A 21,115-nucleotide genomic window follows, 5' to 3' on the forward strand; every position below is an offset into this window, starting at 1 on the left:
CCGATCAAGCGGGCGCTATCGCCGCGCCATGGATGAGGGGATCAGCCGGCGGAAGATGTTGGTGGCCGGCGGCATCGGAGCCGGGTTGCTGGTGGGTTGGGGCGTTTGGCCCCGCAGCTACGCCAACAACCTGGTCGCCGCGCCCGGGGAGACGATCTTCGACGGGTTCGTGAAGATCGGCGAGGACGGTCACATCGCCGTCGTCGTACCGCAGGCGGAAATGGGGCAAGGTGTGTGGACGGCGCTGCCGCAGATGCTGGCGGACGAGCTGGGTGCGGATTGGCGTACCGTGTCGGTCGAGCCGGCGCCGATCAACCCCCTTTATGCCAATGATTTCCTGTTGCGCGAGGGCGCGGCGGAAGCGGTGCCGCATGCGCTGGCGGGCGTGGCCGGGCGGGTGGCGACCGAAGTAGCGGCGCGGACCACTTTTCTGCTGACCGGTGGATCCAGTTCGGTGCGCGGATTCGAAGCGCGGTACCGGGCCGCAGGGGCGGGTGCGCGGGTGCTGTTGTGCATGGCGGCGGCGCGGCGGTGGAAGATCGACTGGCAGGCATGCGACACGCGCGACGGCTTCGTCATGCGCGGCGACGATCGGCTGCGGTTCGGGGAACTCGCGGCGGAAGCGGCGGCGCTCGATCTGCCCGCCGGCGTGGCGTTACGGACGCCGGGCGCGGGCGGCATTTCTGGGCGAAGCGTCCCGCGCATCGACCTGCCGAGCAAGGTGGATGGATCGATGCGCTTTGCCGGGGACGTGCGGTTGCCGGACATGGTCTACGCCGCCGTCCGCGGGGCGCCCGCGGGTGGCGCACGGCTGACGGGCGTGACGCTGGCGGCGGGCGACGGCGTACCCGGCGTGATCGCGGTCGTGCAGAACCCGGCTTGGGTTGCTGTCGTGGCCCGCAACTGGTGGGCGGCCAACCGGGGTCTGGACGCGATCGACCCGGCGTTCCGATCCGGTGGCGCGGCACCGGACGCGGCATCGATCGACGCGGCGTTGACCGCCGCCCTGAACGGCACGGGGGGCAAGCGCTTTGCCGAGACGGGCGATGTAGCGGCGGTGCTGGGCGCCGCCGCGCCGATCACCGCGGAGTTCGCCGTGCCGTTCGCCGCCCATGCGCCGATGGAGACGCTGACCGCGACGGCGCGGGTCAGTGGCGATCGGCTGGAAATCTGGATGCCGACGCAGGCGCTGGTCGCGTCGCGGGACGCGGTGGCCCGAGCGACGGGGTTCAAGCCGGCGCAGGTGATCGTCTATCCGATGCCGATCGGCGGCGGGTTCGGGCGCAAGGTGGATCATGACGCGGCGGTGCAGGCGGCACTGATCGCGATCCAGGTGAAGCGCCCGGTGCAACTGGTCTGGTCGCGGGAGGAGGAGACGATGCGCAGCCGCAATCGCCCGCCCGCGCGCGCACGGATGTCGGCCCGGCTGGGTGCGGGCGGCGCGATCCTGGACTGGCAGGCGCGGATCGCGACTCCGTCATCGGCGGGCGAAATGACCGCGCGGCTGCTTCCGCGGTTCGCGGGCGACCCCGGCCATGCGGAACGCGCGGCCGTCGAGGGGGCCGTGCCGCCCTATGCGATCCCGGCGGTCGCGGTCGACCATCTGCCGGTTGAGGTCGGGGTGGAAACCGGGATCTGGCGCAGCGTGGCGCATAGCTACACCGCCTTCTTCACCGAATGCTTCGTCGACATGCTGGCGGCGCAGGCCGGTATCGATCCGTTCTCCCATCGCATCCGTATGCTGGGCGGGCAGGCACGGCTGGCAAAGTGCCTGTCGCTGGTGACCGCACGCGGGGAATGGGAGGGCGGCGGCGCGGGATCGGGACAGGGGATCGCGATTCATTCCAGCTTCGGATCGCACGTCGCGATGCTGGCGGACGTCCGGGTCGATGCCGGCCGGATCCGGGTGGTGAAGATCACCGCGGCGGTCGACGCCGGACGGTTGATCCATCCCGATCTGGTCCGCGCGCAGATCGAGGGTGGCATCCTGTGGGGGATGGCGGCGACGCTGGGTGGTGCGGTCAGCTATGTCGCCGGCGTGCCCGAACAACGCAATTTCGACGCGCTGGGCCTGCCAATGCTGGCCGATACGCCGGAGATCGCGATCGAGCTGATCCGCAGCGATGCGGCACCGGGTGGCGTGGGGGAGATTGCGGTTCCGCCTGTGGCGCCGGCGATCGCCAATGCGGTCGCCACCCTGATCGGCCGGCGGCTACGGACCTTGCCGTTGAAGCTGTGACCGCACGACGGGGTCGCTCACTCTGATCGGCTATTCGTGCTTCCTTCCTGATACAGAGCGGCTAGGACGGCGCATGGCTACGCTCCCCCCCGACCATCCCGTCATCGTCAAGCCGCGGATCGGCGTGCTGCTGATGAACCTTGGCACGCCCGATGCGCCGGATGCGAAGGCAGTGAAACGCTATCTTCGGCAATTCCTGTCCGATCGCCGCGTGGTCGAGATCCCGGCTCTGCTGTGGCAGCCGGTGCTGCGCGGCATCATCCTGAACGTGCGGCCGAAGAAATCCGCCCACGCCTATGCGCAGGTGTGGCGTGACGACGGATCGCCGTTGCAGGCGATCACGACCGCCCAGGCGAATGCGTTGAAGGGGCGGTTCGGACCGGACGTGCTGGTCGATCACGCCATGCGCTATGGCAATCCGTCGATCCCCGACCGGCTGGCGGCGATGAAGGCGGCCGGATGCGAACGCATCCTGCTGGCGCCGCTCTACCCGCAATATTGCGCGGCGACGACCGCCACCGCGAACGACCAGGCGTTCGCCGAACTGGCGAAGATGCGGTGGCAGCCGGCGCTGAGGACGATGCCGCCCTATCATGACGATCCGGACTATATCGGGGCGCTGAAGACGGCGATCGAACAGGGGCTGTCGGATCTGGATTTCGTGCCAGACCGGATCATCGCCAGCTTTCATGGCATGCCGAAACGGACGCTCGCACTGGGCGATCCCTATCATTGCCATTGCCAGAAAACGGCGCGGCTGTTGTCGGAAGCCATGGGGCGGCCGATCGCGATCGCGTTCCAGTCGCGGTTCGGACCGGCCAAGTGGCTGGAGCCGGCGACCGACCTGATGCTGGCCGGATTGCCGGAACAGGGCGTGAAATCCGTCGCCGTGGTCGCGCCCGGCTTTTCCGCCGATTGTCTGGAGACGCTGGAGGAAATGGCGATCCGCGGGCGCGAAACGTTCGAGGCGGCGGGGGGCGAGCGTTTCGCCTATCTGCCGTGCCTGAACGACAGCCCTATCGGAATCGCCCTCCTTGAAAAACTTGTCGCGCGCGAACTTGAAGGGTGGATGCGAGCCGCTTAACGTAGCGGCAACGAAAATCGGAGAGTGAGCTTATGGCACGCGTGGCAATCGTTACCGGAGGAACACGCGGCATCGGCGAGGCGATCAGCCTGGCATTGAAGGACGCCGGAATGACCGTCGCCGCCAATTACGCCGGCAATGCGGAACGGGCGCGGGCCTTTACCGAGCGAACCGGCATCCAGACGTTCCAGTGGGATGTGTCGGATCATCAGGCCTGCATCGACGGCGTGGCGGCGGTGACCGAGGCGCTTGGACCAGTCGACGTGGTCGTCAACAATGCCGGCATCACGCGCGACGGCACGCTGATGAAAATGAGCTATCAGGCGTGGAAGGAAGTGATCGATACCAATCTGGGTGGCTGCTTCAACATGGCGAAGGCGACCTTTTCCGGCATGAAGGACCGGGGCTGGGGCCGGATCGTCAATATCGGATCGATCAACGGGCAGGCCGGGCAATATGGCCAGGTAAACTATGCCGCCGCCAAATCGGGCATCCATGGTTTCACCAAGGCGCTGGCACAGGAAGGCGCGCGGTTCGGGATCACGGTCAACGCGATCGCGCCGGGATATATCGACACGGACATGGTGGCTGCGGTACCGGCGGACGTATTGGCCAAGATCGTCGCGAAGGTGCCGGTCGGCCGTCTGGGCCAGGCGAGCGAAATCGCACGGGGCGTCGCCTTCCTGTGCGGCGAGGATGCGGGCTTCGTCACCGGATCGACGCTGTCGATCAACGGCGGCCAGCATATGTATTGATGGCAGCCGGCCGGAGCGGTCGATGACGGGGCCGGTGAAGCGATCGGTGACGATCGCAGGTCATGCGACGTCGATTTCGCTGGAGCCGGTGTTCTGGGCGGCGCTGGACCGCGCCGCCCGCGATGACGGGCTGCCGGTCAACGCACTGGTGGCGCGGATCGATGCGATCCGGATCGGCGCGAACGATCCGCCCAATCTGGCGAGTGCGGTGCGCGTCTGGCTGTTCGAACGCGCGGTCCACGCGGACGGGGAAACGGTCAGCGCGGAGCGGCCGCCGTCCTGAACAACGCCGCGGACGCGACCCACAGCGCGGTGAACGCGATCGTGACCGCGACCACGACCACATACTGCGGTTGAGGTGCGTCGGCGAGCGCGATCCCGCCGCACAGCAGTTGCGCCGCCGCGACCGCGAGCAGCGTTGCGGCCATGCCGGGGGCACGAAAACGCGCCACGAGCGCGCCGATGATCCCGATGACGGGCGGCGCATAGAACAGCCGGTTCGCAGGATCATTGTCCGATCCCACGATCCCCACCGCCAGATTGGCCCAGATGAGCAGGAAAGCGGCGACGATCGCGATCCCCGCAGCGGCGCGGTAGGCGATATTCTCCACCCGGGCCGATAGACACTCATAGGCTCCGGCGGCCGCGGCAAGCATGGCCGCGAACAGCGCGAAGTCGGCTCCGTCCCAACGCACTTCGGTGGTGAACTGCATCGCGATCAGCGGTAGCAGCAGGAGTATAGCGGCCCCACCGCGCACCGTGTGCCTGACCTTCAGCGATCCTGGTTGCACGGCCTGCATCATCTGTCCTCCGCTCTCCCCGTGACTGTATCGCATGGGATGCGGCGCGAAAAGGCGTCTGAAGCACGCCGGGCTGCACGCGACAGGACAACGACTTCGCACCGGACCCGGTGGTTAGGCGTGGAAGTGCAATGACTTGGTCGGCGGATCATTTCGGCGGGAATGAACCGCGCCGGTGTTCGTCCGTTCAAGAGCGACACGCCCATTGCCGACGACTTTGGATCAAGGAAGCCTTTTCATGGACGAAGGAACTTCACGCCGGACCGTGCTCGGCGCGGCCACGATCGGGCTGGCCGCGACTGCGGTGCCTGCTGCCGGGCAGGCGGCCGGCACCAATACCGCCATGCTGCGCGATCCGCAGAGCAAATATCGGCGCGCGCCATTTCCCGAACAGCGTCAGCCATGGCCGGCACTGGCATCGAAGATGACGCCACGGCCGGATCATGGCGAGACGAGCTACAAGGGTTCCGGGCGGCTGACCGGGCGCAAGGCACTGATTACCGGCGGAGACAGCGGAATCGGGCGAGCGGCGGCCATCGCTTTCGCCCGCGAAGGCGCCGATGTCGCGATCAATTACCTTCCGCAGGAAGAGCCCGATGCGCGCGAGGTGATCGCCCTGATCCGACAGGCAGGACGCAAGGCCGTGGCCATTCCCGGCGATATCCGGACGCTGGCCTTCTGTGAGCGGCTGGTCGCGTCGGCGGCCAGGCAATTGGGTGGGCTCGACCTGCTGGTCAACAATGCGGCCTATCAGCAGAGCAAGGCCGATATCTCCGAGATCAGCGACGAACAGTTCGATCAGACGTTCAAGACCAATGTCTATGCCACGTTCCGGATCAGCAAGGCCGCTGTTCCGCTGATGCCGCCGGGATCGGCGATCATCAACACCATCTCGGTCAATTCCTACGATCCGGGCGAGGAACTGATCGACTATGCCGCCACTAAAGGAGCGTTGCTGATCCTGACCAAGGGCCTTGCCAAGCAGCTGATCAAGAAAGGCATTCGCGTGAACGCGGTGGCACCGGGGCCGATCTGGACTCCGTTGCAGGTGGCTGGCGGGCAATTGCCGGGCAAGATGGGCGAATTCGGCCAGGATACCCCGATGGGCCGCGCGGGCCAGCCGGCCGAACTGGCGCCGCTTTACGTGCTGCTGGCGTCGGAAGAGGCGAGCTACAGCACGGGAACGGTCGTCGGGGCGAACGGCGGCCGAGGCAATCCCTGATCGCGCAGCCCGGCCGGCACCGTCAGGGTTGCTGGCCGGGCGGACGGTAGCCGGCAGCCGCCAAGGCGTCCGATCCGATCCGGAACTTCGCCCAGGTCCACCAGAGACGATATCGTAGGTCTTTCAGCATCATGGGCATGGCTCCGTTTGGGCCAGGTTCATGGAAAGGACGGCCTGGCCGCTTCCGCGGCGCGCCCGGCTTCCGTTGCGATGATGATCGCCTCGGCGCGGTGGGCGGTGGCGTTGCGCAACGCGATCTGACGGTTGCGCGCCCAGGTAATCCGGGTCCGGGCAACATCCGCCTGCGCGGCGAGGATCGCCTGTCGCGCGTCGTGCATGGCGGCCGCAACCTCGGCCGCGATGGCGTTGCGGTCGATCGTGGGCGCTTCCAGAGCAGGCAGCGGTGGCGGCGGGCCGAAGGGCGCGGGTGGAAGGGCGGGCAGGGGTGGCGCAGGAGGGCGCGGGAGATTCGCCAAGGCACGCTGCGCGCGGCGCATGGCGGTGTCGGCATTGCGCCGCGCCCGCGTCGCGGCGTGGGTGGCCTGTTCCACCGCGCGCTGCACCTGTCGCTGCTCCGCCGGCGTCGTCGGGCGGATATGGCCACGTTCGCCGAGCGATCTGCGATCGTCTGGGCCATCAACGTGGATCGATCGGCCACCGCCCTGCGAGGCGGCGGAGGTGGATGCGGTGCCGATCAGGCCGGCAGTGACCAGAAGCAGCGCCAGCCCAAGGCCGGCAATCCGCAGGGGCCGAGGCTTGCGTCCGTCGATCATGATGTGGATCCTCCGTTTCAGCGCACCGGCGTGATTGAGCGCGCAAGCCGCGCCGGGCACGCGGCAGCTGGCGGATTTGAGGATGGCGGTGCCGTAGGCGTGGCGGCGATCGGCGGCTTCGGCGTCCAGTACCGTCGCGTCGCAGGCTGTTTCCTGATCGTCGCGAAACGCACGATAGGCGCGGTGCGCGACCGGATTGAACCAGTGTAGCGACAGGATGACGAGCGCCAACAGGTTCGCGACCAGGTCGCCGCGCACATGATGCGCGGTTTCATGCGCCAGGACGAGCCGCCGTTCGTCCGGATCGAACCGACTGGTGAAGTCGGCCGGCAGCAGGATAAGGCGCCGCAGGATGCCGGCCGCGACCGGGCCGGGGAGTTCAGGGCAGGTCATGACCCGGATGCCCGCGGCATGCGTCCATTGGACCGCACGGCGCAGCGCCCGACGCAGGAACAGCCGATAGGCGATGACATGCCAGAGCAGGTGGCACAGCGCGCCGGCGGCCCAGATCAGTGCGGCGATCGCCAACCAGTCCGGACCGGTTGCCATGGGTGCGGGTAGGATCAGCGCTTCGCCGGGAGGCGGCGAGGCGGGGCCCCAGCCCACCAGCTGTCGCGTGAAGACGATGCCGCCCGGGGTCGGCACCCACCGTGCGGGCAACGACGGCAGGATCATGCGGAGCGCGGGCAGCAGCCACAAGGCATAGGCGACCTTTGCCCCGAACAGCCGGGCGGCGGGCGCACGGACGATCAGCACCGCCAGCATCAACAGGGTGGCCGCCGTCATGGTCCCGCCGAACCAGGCGATAGCGGCATTCATGCCTTCAACCCCCGCAACAGGGATTCGAGATCGGCGATGTCGTCGTCCGACAGCCGGTTCTGTTCGGCAAGATGCGCGACCAGCGATGTGGCGCGCCCGCCGAACAGCCGATCGACCAGCCTGCCGGATTCGCGCGCGACATAGTCCTGCCGCGCGACCAGCGGCCGGTACAGATACCGACGGCCATCTTCCTCATGCCCGATCACGCCCTTGGCAAGCAGGCGGCCGAGCATCGTCTTGACCGTGCGGTCGTTCCAGCAGCGATCCGAAACCCGCTCGGTGACCTCCGCCGCGGTCAGCGGCGAAGTGTCCCACAAGGCTTCCATGATCGCCAATTCGCTTTCGCTGATCCGCTCAGTCATCATGTGACCCCTGTGACTACATACGTAGTCTTATGAGGATTACAGCTGTGGTCGTCAAGCACGATCATGCGGAATTGGTGGCCATGAACAGGTGCGCGAATCAGGCGTTCAGCAAGGATGGCTTCCCCTTATCCCGAAATATCGCTGCCGCGGCCGTGGATTCCGCGGCGCATCATGGTGACGGCGTCGGCCCGGACATGGCCGCATGGCCGTCGGATCATGGAACGGGCGGCCGCGCTGGGCGTGCCGGTCGTCACCCTGCCGGGTGATCGCGTGCTGCTCGACCTGCCCGATGATCCGCGGCGTGCCTATGCCGAGGCCAAGGGGACGCTGGCCGTGGTCGTGGCGCCTCCGTCCAAGCGCAAGTTGCAACCCATCGCCCCCAGTGCCGACTGGCGGCTGGATCTGGCGGAGGGGTGCCCCGCCCATTGCAGCTATTGCTATCTGGCGGGATCGCTCAAGGGGCCACCGATCACGCGGGTCTATGCCAATCTCGACGAAATCCTGCACGGCCTGCCCGATTATCTCGGCCGCGGGACGATCACGTCGCGCAGCATGGCGCGGGTTGCGGAGGGAACGACGTTCGAGGCGTCCTGCTACACCGATCCGCTGGCGCTGGAGCATCTGACCGGCTCGCTGTCGGCAACGATCGCCTGGTTCGGGCGGTGGCAGGCGGAGACGCAATTGCGCTTTACCACCAAATTCGCGGATGTCGCGCCCTTGGTCACGCTGGACCATGGCGGCCGGACCCGGATGCGCGCGTCGATCAACCCGGCGCAGCATCGCGGGCACGAAGCCGGAACCGCACCCGTCGCCGCACGGCTTTCGGCCCTGCGCCGCATGGCGGAGGCGGGCTATCCCATCGGGCTGACGATCGCGCCGATCATCGCCGCGGACGGATGGGAGCAGGCCTATGGCGACCTGATCGATGCGGCGGCGGCGGCGCTGGCCGGGCTGCCCGACCTGGACCTGTCGATCGAACTGATCACACACCGGTTCACCGCGGGATCCAAGGCGACGTTGGACAGCTGGTATCCAGGGTCGTCGCTGAATATGACCGACGCCAACCGTATTACAAAACGTACGAAGTTCGGGACCGAGAAGCAGGTGTATGATGCGGATACGATGCGGCGGCTGCGGACCTATTTCGAAACGGCCATCGGACGATCACTCCCGCAGGCGCGGATACTCTACTGGACCTGAACATCGCGATCTTGTCGGCTGATGGCGCGCCGAGGGGTTGCCTGCATCTTTAGTCTAGCGGTCCCTTTGTTAACGAGCGCCTGACCATAAGGCCGGGAGTGGCGCGGCGCATCGACCGGCGCCGCGAGCGGGAGGTCTTATGCTCACATGGTTCGAGCAGCACGCGCCGATCAGGACGAAGTTCCAGGCGCTGCTGGTGACATATGGCGTGCTGGCGAGCGTGATCGCAGGCGCGGCCTATCATGCAGCGACGCATGCCACCGGCATTGACACGACGCTGGTGATGGGGGTGGCCGGCGCCGGCGTGGTCGCGATCCTGGCGGTGACGATGATTGCCGCAAAGCTGATCTGCACCCCGTATGTCATGACCGTCGTCCGCATGGAGGCGCTTGCCGCCGGCGATCTCGACAGTCCGATCCTCTACCGCGAGCATAGAGACTGCGTCGGTCGCATGACGCGGGCGATGGAGGTGTTTCGCGAGAAATCCGAAGCGGCGGTCGAATGCGGGACGCAGCGCAGCATGGCGTCCGTCATGGGCGACAGTCTGGGACGCCTGGCCGCCGGCGACCTGACCTGCCGGATCGAGGCGGACCTGACCGGGCCATTCGCGCAGTTGAAGACCGACTTCAACAATGCGGTCGAATCGCTACGCGCGACGGTGACGACCGTGGCACAGGCTTCGTCGGGGATCCGCACCGGATCGGGCGAGATCCTGTCCGCGGCGGACGACCTGTCGCAACGGACCGAGCATCAGGCCGCGAGCCTCGAAGAAACCGCAGCCGCGATGGACGAGATCACCAACGCCGTGCGCAAGACTGCGGACGATGCCGGACGCGCCCGCGGCGTGGTGGGCGAGACGCGGACGGATGCGGAACAGGGTGGGGATGTCGTGCGCCGTGCGGTCGATGCCATGGGCGGGATCGAGCGGTCCTCCAGCGAGATTTCGGAGATCATCGCGGTGATCGATGGCATTTCGTTCCAGACCAACCTGCTGGCGCTGAACGCCGGTGTCGAAGCGGCGCGCGCCGGCGATGCCGGCAAGGGCTTCGCAGTCGTGGCGTCGGAAGTGCGCGCCCTGGCACAGCGATCGGCGGAGGCGGCGAAGGATGTGAAGAGCCGCATTCTCCGCAGTTCCGAACAGGTCGGTAGTGGCGTGGCGCTGGTCAACCAGACGGGCGAGGCGTTGCAGCGGATCATCGGGCGGATCGGCGCGATCAGCGAACTGGTGTCCAGCATCGCGGCGTCGGCCGAGCATCAGGCATCGGGCCTGAGGGAAGTGAATATCGCGATCACCCAGATGGACAATGCGACGCAGCAGAATGCGGCGATGGTCGAGGAGTCCACCGCCGCCGCCCGCAGCCTGTCCGGTGAAGCCGAAGCGCTGGCGCAGGAGATTGCGCGGTTCCAGACGGGTCCCGGTCATGTCGAACGGGCGGCCCCGGTGGTCCGCGCTTTGCAGGCGAAAGCGGCCACCGCCGTGCGGCGTCCGGCCGGGGCGGTCCGGCGCAGCGGGGGTGCGGCGGCCGCGGCCGCCCCCGCCGACGACTGGTCGCAATTTTGAGGCCAAACAGCTTCGACCAAGGGTTTCCCAGCGTAATCAGGGATGATGACAATGCATGACGGGATCGATCAAGGCGGCAACGAGGCCATCCGGCTGGCGACGCTGAAAAGCTACGACATCATGGACACGCCGAACGAAGCGGAATTCGACGAGATCGTTGCGGAAGCCGTCGTGGCGATGAATACGCCCATCGCCCTGATTTCACTGGTCGACGGAAACCGACAGTGGTTCAAGGCGCGGATCGGGCTGGACCAGTCGGAAACGGATCGGTCGCTGTCCTTCTGTGCCCATGCCATTGCGGGTGCCGAAATCTTCACTGTCGAGGACGCGACGCATGATCCGCGGTTCCAGCACAATCCGCTGGTGACCGGGGATCCAGGCATCCGCTTCTACGCCGGTGCGCCGCTGACCGCCGCCAACGGGATGCGGATCGGGACCTTGTGCGTCATCGACCGGAAACCGCGCCCCCCGCTGGATATGGAAGAGGCGCGGCAATTATCCTGCCTTGCAGAACGGGCGATGACGGCGCTGGAGCGTCGCAAACCCCGAACCTACACGATCCTGGACCAGCATCCCTGTTACGGACGAGATCGGTAAGGGGCCGATCGCACTGGCGTCACAGGGTGTCGATCACGCCGCCATCGACGCGGACCGACGCGCCGGTGGTGGCGGAGGCCAGCGGGGAGACGAGATAGGCGACGATGTTCGCGACCTCTTCGACCGTCGCGGCGCGTTGCAGGATCGAGGTGGGGCGATGCTGCTGCACGAAACGGGCGGCGACCTCCTCGATCGATCCGCCGCTGCGGGCCTGTTCGTCCTTCAGCATCTCCGCCACGCCTTCGGACAGGGTCGGGCCGGGCAGCACCGAATTGACGGTGACGCCCGTCCCCGCCATCCGCTTCGCCAATCCGCGCGCGACCGCGATATCTGCGGTCTTGCTGACGCCGTAGTGGATCATTTCGACCGGGATGTTGAACCCGGATTCGGAGGCGATGAAGATGACGCGGCCCCAGCCGGCATGCTGCATTCCCGGCAGATAGAGGCGCGACAGGCGGACGCCCGACATGACGTTCACCTGCCAATGCCGGTCCCACAGCGCATCGTCGCTTTCGAAGAAGTCGACCGGTTGGAAGATGCCGGCATTGTTGACGAGGATATCGACCGTGGGCAGCGCGCCGAACAGCTGCGTGCAGCCGTCGGCGGTGGCGACATCCGCGGCGATGCCGCGGACGTCGCCGTCCGCGTGAAGCCGGGCGACCGCGGCATCGACCTTGTCCGGCGTTCGCCCGTTCAGCACGACGTCCGCGCCGGACCGGGCGAGTTGGCGGGCGATGCCGAAGCCGATCCCTTCGGTGGAGCCGGTCACGAGCGCGGTCTTTCCGGACAGGTCGATCAGCATGGGGGAAATTCCAATCAGCACGGGATGAGCGGGGGGCGCGATGTCAGGGTTGCCAGGTCGGGGTCCGGCCCGGCGTCAACTGACGATCGAGGAAATAGGCGGCGCTGATGAAGGCGAGATGGGTCAGCGCCTGTGGGAAATTGCCGAGCGGTTCGGCGCGGACGTCCAACTCCTCCGAAAACAGGCCGAGCGGGTTGGCGTAACGCAAGCCCTTCGCCATCATCAGCCGCGCCTCGTCCAGCCGGCCGGCGCGGGCGAGGCATTCGACATACCAGAAGGTGCAGGTGGTGAAGGCGCCCTCTCCGCCAGCCAGGCCGTCGGTGTTGCGATAGCGGTAGACCATGCCGTCATCGCGCAGTGCGACACCGATCGCATCGAGCGTCTTCAGCCAGACCGGATCGGTCGCGGAGACGAAGCGGACGAGCGGCATCATCAGCAACGCCGCATCGAGATCCGTCCCGCCGCTTGCCTGCACGAAATAACCATGGTCGGGGTGACGGAAATTGTCCCAGATATCCTGCGCGATGCGATCGCGTCCTTCCGACCAGTCGACCAAGGGGGCCGGCAGCGAGCGTTTGACCGCGAGCCGGATCGCACGATCGAGCGCGACCCAGCACATCAGCCGGGAATGCAGAAAATGGCGCGGTCGATCACGAATTTCCCAGATACCGGCATCGGGTTCCTGCCAGTGCGCCAGTACATAGGTGACCATGCCGCGGACATGGTCCCACCCGGCATGGCTGATCGCCGCGCCATATTTGTTCGAAAGATACACGCTGTCGAGCAGTTCACCGAAGATATCGAGCTGACTTTGGTGATGCGCGGCGTTGCCGATCCGGACCGGCCGGCTGTCGGCATAGCCGGCCAGGTGCGACAGCACGCTTTCGTCCGCGGCTTCGGATCCGTCGAGCGCGTACATGATGCGGATCGGGTGGGTGGCATCTGCGGCCATCACGCGTTTGGCGGCCCAATGGCGGAACTGCTCGGCCTCTTCGAGATGGCCGAGGCGCATGAAGGCATAGACGGTGAAGGACGCATCGCGGATCCAGGTGGCGCGATAGTCCCAGTTGCGGCCGGCGCCGGTCGCCTCCGGCAACGAGAAGGTCGCGGCCGCCGCGATCGAGCCGTGGCGGGCGGAGGTCAGCAGCTTCAGCGCCAGCGCGGAGCGCGTCACCGCCTCCCGCCAGCGCCCGGCATAAGTGGAGCGGGCGGTCCAACCCCGCCATGCCGCGATTGTTTCGGCCACCAGCGCATCGACGGTGGCGTCGTCGGACGGCGGCAATGCCGGGTCACCGAGCAGGAACCACGCGGTGTCACCGGCGGATAGCGTGAAGGTGGTGGTGGCGGCGTCGTGATCGGGCGTCAGCGGAACCGAAGCGGACAGCCGGATCGTCAGCGCATCGGTTTCAAACGCCACCATATCGGCGACGCAGGTCACCCGAGGTGTGACGCGCGCATAGTCGAACCGTGGCGCGCAGCGGGCAGCGAAGGTCATCGTGCCCCGCGTGACCGTGATGCGGCGGAGGATGCAGCGTAGCCCCGGTTCCTCCGGGCCGCCCAACGTCTTCGGATAGGGCATCAGGTCGAGCATCTCGGCCGCACCGGTGTCCGCCATCCAGCGCGTCATCAGCACATTGGTGTCGGGCACATAAAGCTGGAGCGTGCGGACATCATCGGCCTGCGGTGCGATCGTGAATGCGCCGCCGTCCGGATCGAGCAGCGCCGCGAAGATCGTCGGGCTGTCGAGCGCGGGCCAGCAGAGATAATCGATCGCCCCATCCCGTGCGACCAGCGCGGCGGTTTCAAGATTGCCGATGATGCCGTGATCGGCGATCGTGCGACCTGGCAATGGGTTGAGCGCCGGGCCGGCGGCGTCATCCATTGTCGCGGAAGCCGGGATAGAGCGCCATGCCGCCATCGACGAACAGCGTCGTACCGGTAATGTAGTCGGCTTCGTCCGAGGCCAGCCAGACGGCGGCGCGGGCGACATCCTCGGGTTCGCCGATGCGGCCATAGGGGATCAGGCGCAGCAGCTTCTCCAACGCTTCCGGCGTGTCCCAGGCGTCCTGGTTGATGGGCGTGCGGATGGCCCCGGGGGCGATGGCGTTGACGCGGATGCCGTCGCCCGCCACCTCCTGCGCAAGGGAGCGAACCATCATGCGGATGCCGCCCTTGGCCGTCGCATAGTTGACGTGCCCGGCCCAGGGAATGATCTCGTGGACCGAACTCATCGAGATGATGACCCCGGCGCTGCGCGCCGGGCGGGTGTCGGCCGGTTGCGATCGGAAGCGGCGCAACGCTTCGCGGCTGCAAAGGAACTGGCCGGTCAGATTGACGTCGATGACCGCGTTCCAGTCGGCCAGCGTCATGTCGGCGATGGCGGCATCCTTCTGGATCCCGGAATTGGCGACGAGGATGTCGATGCGGCCAAAGGCGGAGACGGTTTCGTCGAACAGCCGGGCGACGTCCGCTTCGTCGGAGACATCCGCCGCGATCGCGACCGCACGGCCGCCCTTCCCGGTGATCCGCGCGACGAGATCGTCGGCCGGTTCCCGGTGCGAGCGATAGTTGATGGCGACCGCGGCGCCGGCATCGGCCATCGCTTCCGCTACGCCCAGGCCGATGCCGGAACTCGCGCCGGTCACAAGAACGACATGTCCGTCCAGTCTTCCGCTCATGCTCGCATTCCCTTGTGAATCAATCCGATGCGTGAACGCATGGGAGGGGCAACGGAGCCGATCGGATCGGGTGGCGACGTCGTTCGTTGATCGCGCACCTCAGAAAGGACGCATTCCATGGCAGGCGAACCCCTAAACCCCGGTGATCAGGCCGCGCCCGGTACCCCCGGCACCGGTGAAAATCTCTGCCCCCGTTGCGACGGATCGGGGGTGCTGAACGGACGGCCCTGTGGCGAATGCGGCGGTACGGGCAAGGTGATCGAGGGCATTGGCGGAGCGTGAGATCCTGGCGATGATCGCACGTCCCGACCGCGGGGCATCCGCCGCCGCGGCGGTCAGCCGGAGACCGCGGACTTCAGCTTGCGGGCAGCGCGGCTGACAAAGCCCTCCTCCGCCGCTTCGGCCTCGGCCTTGGTCTTGTGCGCGACACCGGCCGGTTCGGCGGGCGGCGCGTAGACGGAAAACAGCTTCAGCGCGCCGGTGCCCTTGTTGATGATGTTATGTTCGGCGCCCTTCGGGATCACGATCATGTGGTTGGGCGCAACCTTCGTATGGCTGCCGTCGATGATCGCCTGCCCCTCGCCCGCGACGAAGAAGGTGGTCTGGTCCGCGCGGTGGGTTTCCATGCCGATATCCTCGCCGGCGGGGATGCTCATCAACACCAGCTGGACATTCGCGTCGCGATACACCTCTTTCTGAAAGAAGTCGTTCGCGGTCGCGAGCTGGATCATGTCCTTGTTGAAAACCGTCATGGCGATTGCTCCTGTCGTTCGGCAGGATAACCGCTGGACATCATTTCGGTGCCGCGGAGTGGCGCACTCATTTTCGGCCGATAAGAATGATGATGGACATTTAACGACAAAATCATCATCGATCCCGTAGGGTTGCGGGGTGGGGACAACGCTGATCATGATCTGGAACATTCTGCGCCGGGGCCGGTGGCTGAACCCGTGCCTTGCGGGGGCTGTATTCTTCGCGGCCGCCTGTGGCAGTCTGGCGCTGGATCGGGGTACCGGCGGGCTGGCAGCCGCCTGGCCGGCAAATGCCATCCTGCTGTCGGCGCTGTTGCTGGATACCAAACGGATGCGTCCGTGGCATGTCGCCAACTGTGCGCTGGCGAGCTTCGGGGCAAACTATGCGAGCAGTGGCGACCTGCCGGATGCGGTGCTGTTCACGCTGGTCAACGCGGCCACGCCGGTATTGACGCTGGCCGTCCTGAGGTGGTTCGGCACCGGCGCCGCCGCGTTCGAATCCTTTCCGGGCATCCTGCGCTTCATCGGTGCATTGATGCTGTCGGTGATCGCAGGCGCCACGGTTGCGGCAGTGTGGATGGCGTCGCGCGGCACGGACCTGGTGACCGCCTGGTCGGCCTGGGTGAGCAGCGATTTTCTCGGAACGCTTCTGGTAACGGCGACGATCCTGACCTCGGTGCGCCTGCTGGCGGCACAGCGTAGGGGTGCGCGGCTGCCCAGGCTCACGACGGTTGCCTGGCCGCTGCTGATGGTGTTCATCGCCGCTGTGGGCACATTCGGGCAAGCCCGGTTCCCCGCGCTGTTCGTTCCCTTCGCGTTTCTGTTGGTCGCGACGTACCGGCTCGGGCTGTTCGGTGCGGCGATGGGGACGATCATCATCATGGCCGTGGGCACGACCTCCATGGCATTGGGACTGGGGCCGACGGCGCTGATCAGCGGGCCGATGATGGTGCGCATCCAGTTCTTCCAATTCTATCTGGTGACGCTGCTTGGGACCTGTCTGCCGCTGGCCACCCTGCTGGCGGACCGACGTCGGTTGGCGCAGGATCGCGAGTCAAGCGAGCGGCAGCATCGCTGGATCGTAGAGCGGGCCGGCGAAGTTATCTTCGAAACGAATGTGTCGGGACGCTGGACCTATCTGAACCCCGCCTGGTCTAACGTCACCGGCCATGATGTCACGTCGACGATCGGGCGGTCGTTCCTGAGCGTTATCGTGCCCGAGCATCGTTCCGACGCCCTGGAGCGGCTGGCGCCGCTGTACAGGCTGGAAATGCAGGAATGTCAGCAGGAACTCCGGTATATCCATGCCGATGGAAGCGAGCGCTGGGCTTTCGTGCGCAGCCATGTCCTGATCAACAACTTCGGAGTCGTGACCGGCACCTACGGCACGTTGCATGACATCACGGAGCGGGTGGCCGCCGAGGCGGCGCACCGCGAGAGCGAACATCTGTATCGGCTGCTGGCGGAAAATTCGAACGACATGATCGTCCGGTTGAGCCTGACCGGCGTGCGGAAATATGTGTCGCCGGCGTCGATGTCGCTGCTGGGGTATGAGCCGCGCGAACTGATCGGCGAAGTTGCGGCCGGCGAAATCCATCCGGACGACCGCGCCGGCGTGATCGCGATCTGCAAGAGCCTGCTTGCCGGCGCGCCCAACCCGATCGCGGTGTATCGCCAGCGGCGCAAGGACGGCAGCTATTGCTGGCTGGAGGCGAGCTACCGGCTGATCGAGGACCCGGTCACCGGCGCCCCGCGTGAGTTCATCGCCAGCGTGCGCGACGTGTCCCGGCGGGAGGCGGCCGAACTGGAAACCGCAAAGGCGATGGCCGAACTGCGCGAGGGGCACCGGCTGCTCAGCATGGCGGAGTCGGTGGCGCAGATCGGACATTGGCGGCTCGATCTGGCGAGCGAGTCGCTCTTCTGGTCCGATATGGTTTGTGCGATCCACGGCCGGACCGCAGGCTATGTGCCCGAACTGGCGTCGGCCATCGATGCCTATCATCCCGACGACCAGCGCATGGTGCAGGATCTGGTGGAAGGGGCGATCGAAACCGGGGCCGAATTCGATTTCGAGGCGCGGCTGATCCGGGTTGATGGTTTGTGCCGGCGCGTGTCATCCCGCGGGCGGGCCGAAATGGCGCCGGACGGCTCCGTCGTCGGGCTGTTCGGCGTTATCCAGGATGTGACGGAACGGTATGAAGCCGGTGTGGCCTTGCAGGAGGTCAGTCGCAGCCTGGCCGACAACAACCGCCTGCTGACGATGGCGGAGGCGGTCGCGCATCTCGGCCATTGGCGCGTCACCGACCTGAACGGCAATCATTACTGGTCGGATGAGGTATATCGTATCCACGGCGTGTCCAAGGACCAGCTGCCGAGCTTTGCCAGCGCACTGGAAGCTTACCATCCCGATGATCGCGCGCGCATCGATGTGATCGTTCGCGATGCCCTGGAGGCGGGGAAAGGCTATGTCTTTCGGGCGCGCATCTTCAGACCCGATGGGACGCTGGTCCATGTTCTGGTTCGCGGCGAAGCCGATCGTGCCGCGGATGGGTCGGTTGCCGGCCTGTTCGGTATCGTTCAGGACATCACCGAGCAGGCGGAAGCGGAAACGCGGCTGCAGGAGCGCGAGGCGCGGTATCGCCTGATTACCGAACAGGCCAGCGACATGATTTCGCTGCACGACGACAAGGGGCGCATCCTGTTCATGTCCCCGTCGGCGCAGACGATCCTGGGGTATGACCCGGCGACGATGCAGTGCCAAACGGTCTACGACTATGCCCTGCCCGAGGATTTTCTGGTGCTGGACGCATTCCGGGCGCAATTGCTGGCGGGTAGCCCCGGTGATGTCCGATCGCTGCGGTGTCGACTGCGGCGACACGACGGCATGACGGCGTGGATGGAGATTGCGGCACGCCAGGTCGACTATCAGGGACAGATCTGCACGATCGCAGTCTGCCGCGACGTGAGCGACCGCGTGCAGGTGGAAATGGACCGTGATGCGGCATTGGCGGCGGCCGAGGTCGCGGCCGCCGCAAAGTCTTCGTTCCTGGCGACGATGAGCCACGAGATCCGGACGCCGATGACCGGCGTGCTGGGAATGATCGAGCTGTTGCGGACCGATGCCGATCCCGCACAGCGCGACCGGTTCTTCGACACGCTGGAACAGTCGGCACGGACGCTGATGACGGTTCTGGATGACGTCCTGGATTATTCCAAGATCGAAGCCGGCAACCTGGTGCTGGAGACGGCCGATTTCGATCTTGGCGCACTGGCGCGCAGTGTCGGCGATCTGTTCGGCCATGGCGCGTCGGCCAAGGGATTGATGCTGCGCACGATCCTGCCCAATGCCGACACGCATGTGAAAGGCGATGCGACCCGGATCCAGCAGGTGCTGTCCAACCTGGTCAGCAATGCGATCAAGTTCACGGAAGTGGGCGAGGTCGCCATCACGCTGCAGGCCGGGGCATTGGAAGATGATGCCCGCCGCTGGCGGATCGAAGTGAGCGACACCGGCATCGGACTGGACCCGGAAACCGTCGACAGGCTGTTTTCACCGTTCACGCAGGCCGATCCATCGACGACCCGCCGGTTCGGCGGAACCGGGCTGGGCCTGTCGATCAGCAAGCGGCTGGTGAACGCGATGGGCGGCGAAATCGGGGTCGAACCGCGCGCGGACGGGGGGTCGATATTCTGGTTCGACCTGCCGCTGGCAGTCGGTGAGGCGGGCGTGGGGTCGATCCGGCTGGCGGCGCCGGTCCGGGCGGCGGACGGCACGACCCTGAACGTCCTGCTGGCGGAGGATAATGGCGTCAACCAGCTGCTGGTCACGACGCTGCTGCGGCGCATGGGACATGATGTGGTATGCGTCGGCAATGGGCAGTTGGCCGTCGAGGCCTGTAAATCGGGATCGTTCGACGTGATCCTGATGGACATGCAGATGCCGGTGATGGACGGTGTGGCGGCCACGCGGGCCATCCGCAACCTGGATGCGCGGGGGGCGACCATTCCGATCGTGGCGTTGACCGCCGACGCCCTGCCGGAGCGCAGGCGCTTTTACGAAAATATCGGGCTGTCGGATTTCCTAACCAAACCAATCGATTTCGCGCGGCTGCGCGCCGTGCTGGACGGCATCGCCCCGTCCGAGACCACGGTGCAGGCCGCGCGACCGCCATCGGACGCGGTGCTGGATGCCGACCAGATCGGCGATCTGCGCTGTGCGCTGGGTGAAGAAACGGTGACGCTGTTGCTCGACATGCTGGTGGAAGAGGCCCGGGTGCGGCCGGCACGCGTGCAGGCAAGCCTGGCCGAGGGGGCCCTTGATGCGGCTGGGCGGGAGGCGCATGCCTTGCTGGGTGCGGCGGGCAACGTCGGGGCGACCCGGCTGGCGCAGGCCGCCAGAGCCGTCGAACATGCGCCCGACCTGAAGACGGCACAGGAGGCAGCGCGTGATCTGGACAAGGCGGCGGCAGCGTTGATCACGTTTCTGGAAGCCATGCCGGCCAAAGCAGGTGGACACGGATGATGCGTCCCAAGATCTTGATCGTCGACGATGTGAAGATGAACGTCGTCATGTTGCAGGCGCTGGCCAGCAAGCTGGGCGACTGTGACACGACGTGCTTTACCTCCTCCCCGGACGCGCTGGCCTGGTGTCGGGAGAATGAACCGGATCTGGTCCTGCTGGACTATCTGATGCCTGAGCTAGACGGTGGCGAGTTCCTGACGGCGTTGCGGACGATCGAGCATTGTCACGATGTGCCGACGCTGATCATCACCGGAAGGCAGGAACGCGAGTTCCTGTTGAAGGCGCTGGAGGCGGGCGCAAACGATTTCCTCTGCAAACCGGTCGACCCGGTCGAATTCCATGCACGAGCCCGCAACGCCCTGCGGCTGGGCGTTGCGTTGAAGCGTCTGCGCCATCTGGCAATGACCGATGAATTGACGGGATTGATGAACCGGCGGGCGTTCATGACCCTGCTGGCGGAGGAGCAGCAGCGCGCGATGCGCTACGGCCAGAGCCTGTCGGTCGCGATCATTGACATCGATCATTTCAAGAGCATCAACGACCGCTTCGGCCATGCCGCGGGCGACGCGACCCTGGTGCGCGTGGTGGATCTGTGCCGGGGTGCGCTGCGCAATTCCGACGTGATGGCGCGGTTGGGTGGCGAGGAATTCGGTGTGCTGATGCCCGGTACTGCGGGGCAGGGCGCGCATTATGCCGTGGAGCGGTTGCGGCTTGCGGTCGACCAGAGCCCCTTTGCGCACGGCACGATGCGGTTCCCGGTGACGATCAGCGCCGGCGTGGCGAGCTACAGCGACGGACAGGACGGGATCGCCCTGCTGTCGGCCGCCGACATGATGCTGTACCGGGCCAAGGCCGACGGCCGGAACCGCACGATCGGTTTTGACGATGCGCTCTGTGCATAGCCCGATCCTGACTGGCGAGATCGGCGCACCCCGTCGGGATTGAG

Annotated in this window: 18 protein-coding genes; 11 read left to right on the forward strand and 7 right to left on the reverse strand. The window is 66.4% G+C overall.

Annotated elements, in window-relative coordinates; genetic code table 11:
- The first annotated feature begins 28 nt into the window (after nucleotides 1-28).
- The 4 genes from VF649_RS00895 (at nucleotide 29) to VF649_RS00910 (ending at nucleotide 4,361) form a co-directional block, all read left to right on the forward strand.
- Nucleotides 29-2,239, forward strand: a complete 2,211-nt coding sequence (locus VF649_RS00895) for a xanthine dehydrogenase family protein molybdopterin-binding subunit (RefSeq protein ID WP_331010066.1) — start codon at nucleotides 29-31, stop codon at nucleotides 2,237-2,239.
- Nucleotides 2,240-2,312: 73 nt separating this feature from the next.
- Nucleotides 2,313-3,323: a ferrochelatase gene (gene hemH, locus VF649_RS00900; RefSeq protein ID WP_331010067.1), complete on the forward strand. Its 1,011-nt coding sequence runs from the start codon at nucleotides 2,313-2,315 to the stop codon at nucleotides 3,321-3,323.
- A 32-nt stretch (nucleotides 3,324-3,355) separates the two neighbouring features.
- Complete coding sequence (gene phbB / locus VF649_RS00905; RefSeq protein ID WP_331010068.1) at nucleotides 3,356-4,078, forward strand: acetoacetyl-CoA reductase; 723 nt, start codon at nucleotides 3,356-3,358, stop codon at nucleotides 4,076-4,078.
- Between the two features lie 22 nt (nucleotides 4,079-4,100).
- Nucleotides 4,101-4,361, forward strand: coding sequence for a ribbon-helix-helix domain-containing protein (locus tag VF649_RS00910; protein WP_331010069.1), 261 nt, complete (start codon nucleotides 4,101-4,103; stop codon nucleotides 4,359-4,361).
- Here VF649_RS00910 and VF649_RS00915 read toward each other — a convergent pair.
- Nucleotides 4,336-4,878 carry a hypothetical protein gene (locus tag VF649_RS00915; protein WP_331010070.1) on the reverse strand — a complete coding sequence of 181 codons (543 nt, stop codon included), beginning with the start codon at nucleotides 4,876-4,878 and terminating at the stop codon, nucleotides 4,336-4,338. The genes VF649_RS00910 and VF649_RS00915 overlap by 26 nt on opposite strands.
- Nucleotides 4,879-5,116: 238 nt before the next feature.
- On the opposite strand from VF649_RS00915, the gene VF649_RS00920 reads away from it, so the two are divergent.
- Nucleotides 5,117-6,100 (forward strand): SDR family oxidoreductase, encoded by a 984-nt coding sequence (locus tag VF649_RS00920; RefSeq protein ID WP_331010071.1) that lies wholly within the window; start codon nucleotides 5,117-5,119, stop codon nucleotides 6,098-6,100.
- Between the two features lie 158 nt (nucleotides 6,101-6,258).
- Here VF649_RS00920 and VF649_RS00925 read toward each other — a convergent pair whose 3' ends face one another.
- Together VF649_RS00925 and VF649_RS00930 are read right to left on the reverse strand one after the other, a co-directional pair.
- Nucleotides 6,259-7,692 carry a M56 family metallopeptidase gene (locus tag VF649_RS00925; protein WP_331010072.1) on the reverse strand — a complete coding sequence of 478 codons (1,434 nt, stop codon included), beginning with the start codon at nucleotides 7,690-7,692 and terminating at the stop codon, nucleotides 6,259-6,261.
- A complete protein-coding gene (locus tag VF649_RS00930; RefSeq protein WP_331010073.1) occupies nucleotides 7,689-8,054 on the reverse strand; it encodes a BlaI/MecI/CopY family transcriptional regulator in 366 nt (121 codons plus the stop codon). The genes VF649_RS00925 and VF649_RS00930 overlap by 4 nt, the downstream gene beginning before the upstream one ends.
- Before the next feature lie 117 nt (nucleotides 8,055-8,171).
- Between VF649_RS00930 and VF649_RS00935 the strand changes: the two genes are divergently transcribed.
- The 3 genes from VF649_RS00935 to VF649_RS00945 all read left to right on the forward strand — a co-directional run bounded on the left by VF649_RS00935 (nucleotide 8,172) and on the right by VF649_RS00945 (nucleotide 11,415).
- Complete coding sequence (locus VF649_RS00935) at nucleotides 8,172-9,257, forward strand: SPL family radical SAM protein (protein WP_331010074.1); 1,086 nt, start codon at nucleotides 8,172-8,174, stop codon at nucleotides 9,255-9,257.
- Nucleotides 9,258-9,396: 139 nt separating this feature from the next.
- The gene (locus tag VF649_RS00940) at nucleotides 9,397-10,818 is read left to right on the forward strand and encodes a methyl-accepting chemotaxis protein (RefSeq protein ID WP_331010075.1); all 1,422 of its coding nucleotides are present in this window, start codon (nucleotides 9,397-9,399) and stop codon (nucleotides 10,816-10,818) included.
- A 51-nt stretch (nucleotides 10,819-10,869) separates the two neighbouring features.
- Nucleotides 10,870-11,415, forward strand: coding sequence for a GAF domain-containing protein (locus tag VF649_RS00945; RefSeq protein WP_331010076.1), 546 nt, complete (start codon nucleotides 10,870-10,872; stop codon nucleotides 11,413-11,415).
- Between the two features lie 19 nt (nucleotides 11,416-11,434).
- Here VF649_RS00945 and VF649_RS00950 read toward each other — a convergent pair whose 3' ends face one another.
- From VF649_RS00950 to VF649_RS00960, 3 genes are read right to left on the reverse strand one after another with little or no spacing between them, the layout of a single operon-like run.
- Nucleotides 11,435-12,217 (reverse strand): SDR family NAD(P)-dependent oxidoreductase, encoded by a 783-nt coding sequence (locus VF649_RS00950; protein WP_331010077.1) that lies wholly within the window; start codon nucleotides 12,215-12,217, stop codon nucleotides 11,435-11,437.
- Nucleotides 12,218-12,260: 43 nt separating this feature from the next.
- The gene (locus VF649_RS00955) at nucleotides 12,261-14,099 is read right to left on the reverse strand and encodes a glycoside hydrolase family 15 protein (protein WP_331010078.1); all 1,839 of its coding nucleotides are present in this window, start codon (nucleotides 14,097-14,099) and stop codon (nucleotides 12,261-12,263) included.
- Nucleotides 14,092-14,895, reverse strand: coding sequence for an SDR family oxidoreductase (locus VF649_RS00960; RefSeq protein ID WP_331010079.1), 804 nt, complete (start codon nucleotides 14,893-14,895; stop codon nucleotides 14,092-14,094). The genes VF649_RS00955 and VF649_RS00960 overlap by 8 nt, the downstream gene beginning before the upstream one ends.
- Before the next feature lie 117 nt (nucleotides 14,896-15,012).
- Between VF649_RS00960 and VF649_RS00965 the strand changes: the two genes are divergently transcribed.
- The gene (locus VF649_RS00965; RefSeq protein ID WP_331010080.1) at nucleotides 15,013-15,177 is read left to right on the forward strand and encodes a hypothetical protein; all 165 of its coding nucleotides are present in this window, start codon (nucleotides 15,013-15,015) and stop codon (nucleotides 15,175-15,177) included.
- A 53-nt stretch (nucleotides 15,178-15,230) separates the two neighbouring features.
- Here VF649_RS00965 and VF649_RS00970 read toward each other — a convergent pair whose 3' ends face one another.
- A complete protein-coding gene (locus VF649_RS00970; RefSeq protein ID WP_331010081.1) occupies nucleotides 15,231-15,647 on the reverse strand; it encodes a cupin domain-containing protein in 417 nt (138 codons plus the stop codon).
- A 157-nt stretch (nucleotides 15,648-15,804) separates the two neighbouring features.
- On the opposite strand from VF649_RS00970, the gene VF649_RS00975 reads away from it, so the two are divergent.
- Entirely contained in the window at nucleotides 15,805-20,169 is a 4,365-nt protein-coding gene (locus tag VF649_RS00975; protein ID WP_331010082.1) for a PAS domain S-box protein, read from the forward strand.
- On the forward strand, nucleotides 20,166-21,071 hold the full coding sequence (locus tag VF649_RS00980) for a diguanylate cyclase (RefSeq protein WP_331010083.1): 906 nt from the start codon (nucleotides 20,166-20,168) through the stop codon (nucleotides 21,069-21,071). The genes VF649_RS00975 and VF649_RS00980 overlap by 4 nt, the downstream gene beginning before the upstream one ends.
- Nucleotides 21,072-21,115 lie beyond the last annotated feature (44 nt).

Source organism: Sphingomonas sp., assembly GCF_036387535.1.
Taxonomy (GTDB): Bacteria; Pseudomonadota; Alphaproteobacteria; order Sphingomonadales; family Sphingomonadaceae; genus Sphingomonas_R.

Excerpts from the sequence above, each read along its gene's own strand:
- VF649_RS00895 (WP_331010066.1), top strand. The coding sequence starts at position 29 with ATGGATGAGGGGATCAGCCGGCGGAAGATGTTGGTGGCCGGCGGCATC.
- hemH (WP_331010067.1), top strand. The coding sequence starts at position 2,313 with ATGGCTACGCTCCCCCCCGACCATCCCGTCATCGTCAAGCCGCGGATC.
- phbB (WP_331010068.1), top strand. The coding sequence starts at position 3,356 with ATGGCACGCGTGGCAATCGTTACCGGAGGAACACGCGGCATCGGCGAG.
- VF649_RS00910 (WP_331010069.1), top strand. The coding sequence starts at position 4,101 with ATGACGGGGCCGGTGAAGCGATCGGTGACGATCGCAGGTCATGCGACG.
- VF649_RS00915 (WP_331010070.1), bottom strand. The coding sequence starts at position 4,878 with ATGCAGGCCGTGCAACCAGGATCGCTGAAGGTCAGGCACACGGTGCGC.
- VF649_RS00920 (WP_331010071.1), top strand. The coding sequence starts at position 5,117 with ATGGACGAAGGAACTTCACGCCGGACCGTGCTCGGCGCGGCCACGATC.
- VF649_RS00925 (WP_331010072.1), bottom strand. The coding sequence starts at position 7,692 with ATGAATGCCGCTATCGCCTGGTTCGGCGGGACCATGACGGCGGCCACC.
- VF649_RS00930 (WP_331010073.1), bottom strand. The coding sequence starts at position 8,054 with ATGACTGAGCGGATCAGCGAAAGCGAATTGGCGATCATGGAAGCCTTG.
- VF649_RS00935 (WP_331010074.1), top strand. The coding sequence starts at position 8,172 with ATGGCTTCCCCTTATCCCGAAATATCGCTGCCGCGGCCGTGGATTCCG.
- VF649_RS00940 (WP_331010075.1), top strand. The coding sequence starts at position 9,397 with ATGCTCACATGGTTCGAGCAGCACGCGCCGATCAGGACGAAGTTCCAG.
- VF649_RS00945 (WP_331010076.1), top strand. The coding sequence starts at position 10,870 with ATGCATGACGGGATCGATCAAGGCGGCAACGAGGCCATCCGGCTGGCG.
- VF649_RS00950 (WP_331010077.1), bottom strand. The coding sequence starts at position 12,217 with ATGCTGATCGACCTGTCCGGAAAGACCGCGCTCGTGACCGGCTCCACC.
- VF649_RS00955 (WP_331010078.1), bottom strand. The coding sequence starts at position 14,099 with ATGGATGACGCCGCCGGCCCGGCGCTCAACCCATTGCCAGGTCGCACG.
- VF649_RS00960 (WP_331010079.1), bottom strand. The coding sequence starts at position 14,895 with ATGAGCGGAAGACTGGACGGACATGTCGTTCTTGTGACCGGCGCGAGT.
- VF649_RS00965 (WP_331010080.1), top strand. The coding sequence starts at position 15,013 with ATGGCAGGCGAACCCCTAAACCCCGGTGATCAGGCCGCGCCCGGTACC.
- VF649_RS00970 (WP_331010081.1), bottom strand. The coding sequence starts at position 15,647 with ATGACGGTTTTCAACAAGGACATGATCCAGCTCGCGACCGCGAACGAC.
- VF649_RS00975 (WP_331010082.1), top strand. The coding sequence starts at position 15,805 with ATGATCTGGAACATTCTGCGCCGGGGCCGGTGGCTGAACCCGTGCCTT.
- VF649_RS00980 (WP_331010083.1), top strand. The coding sequence starts at position 20,166 with ATGATGCGTCCCAAGATCTTGATCGTCGACGATGTGAAGATGAACGTC.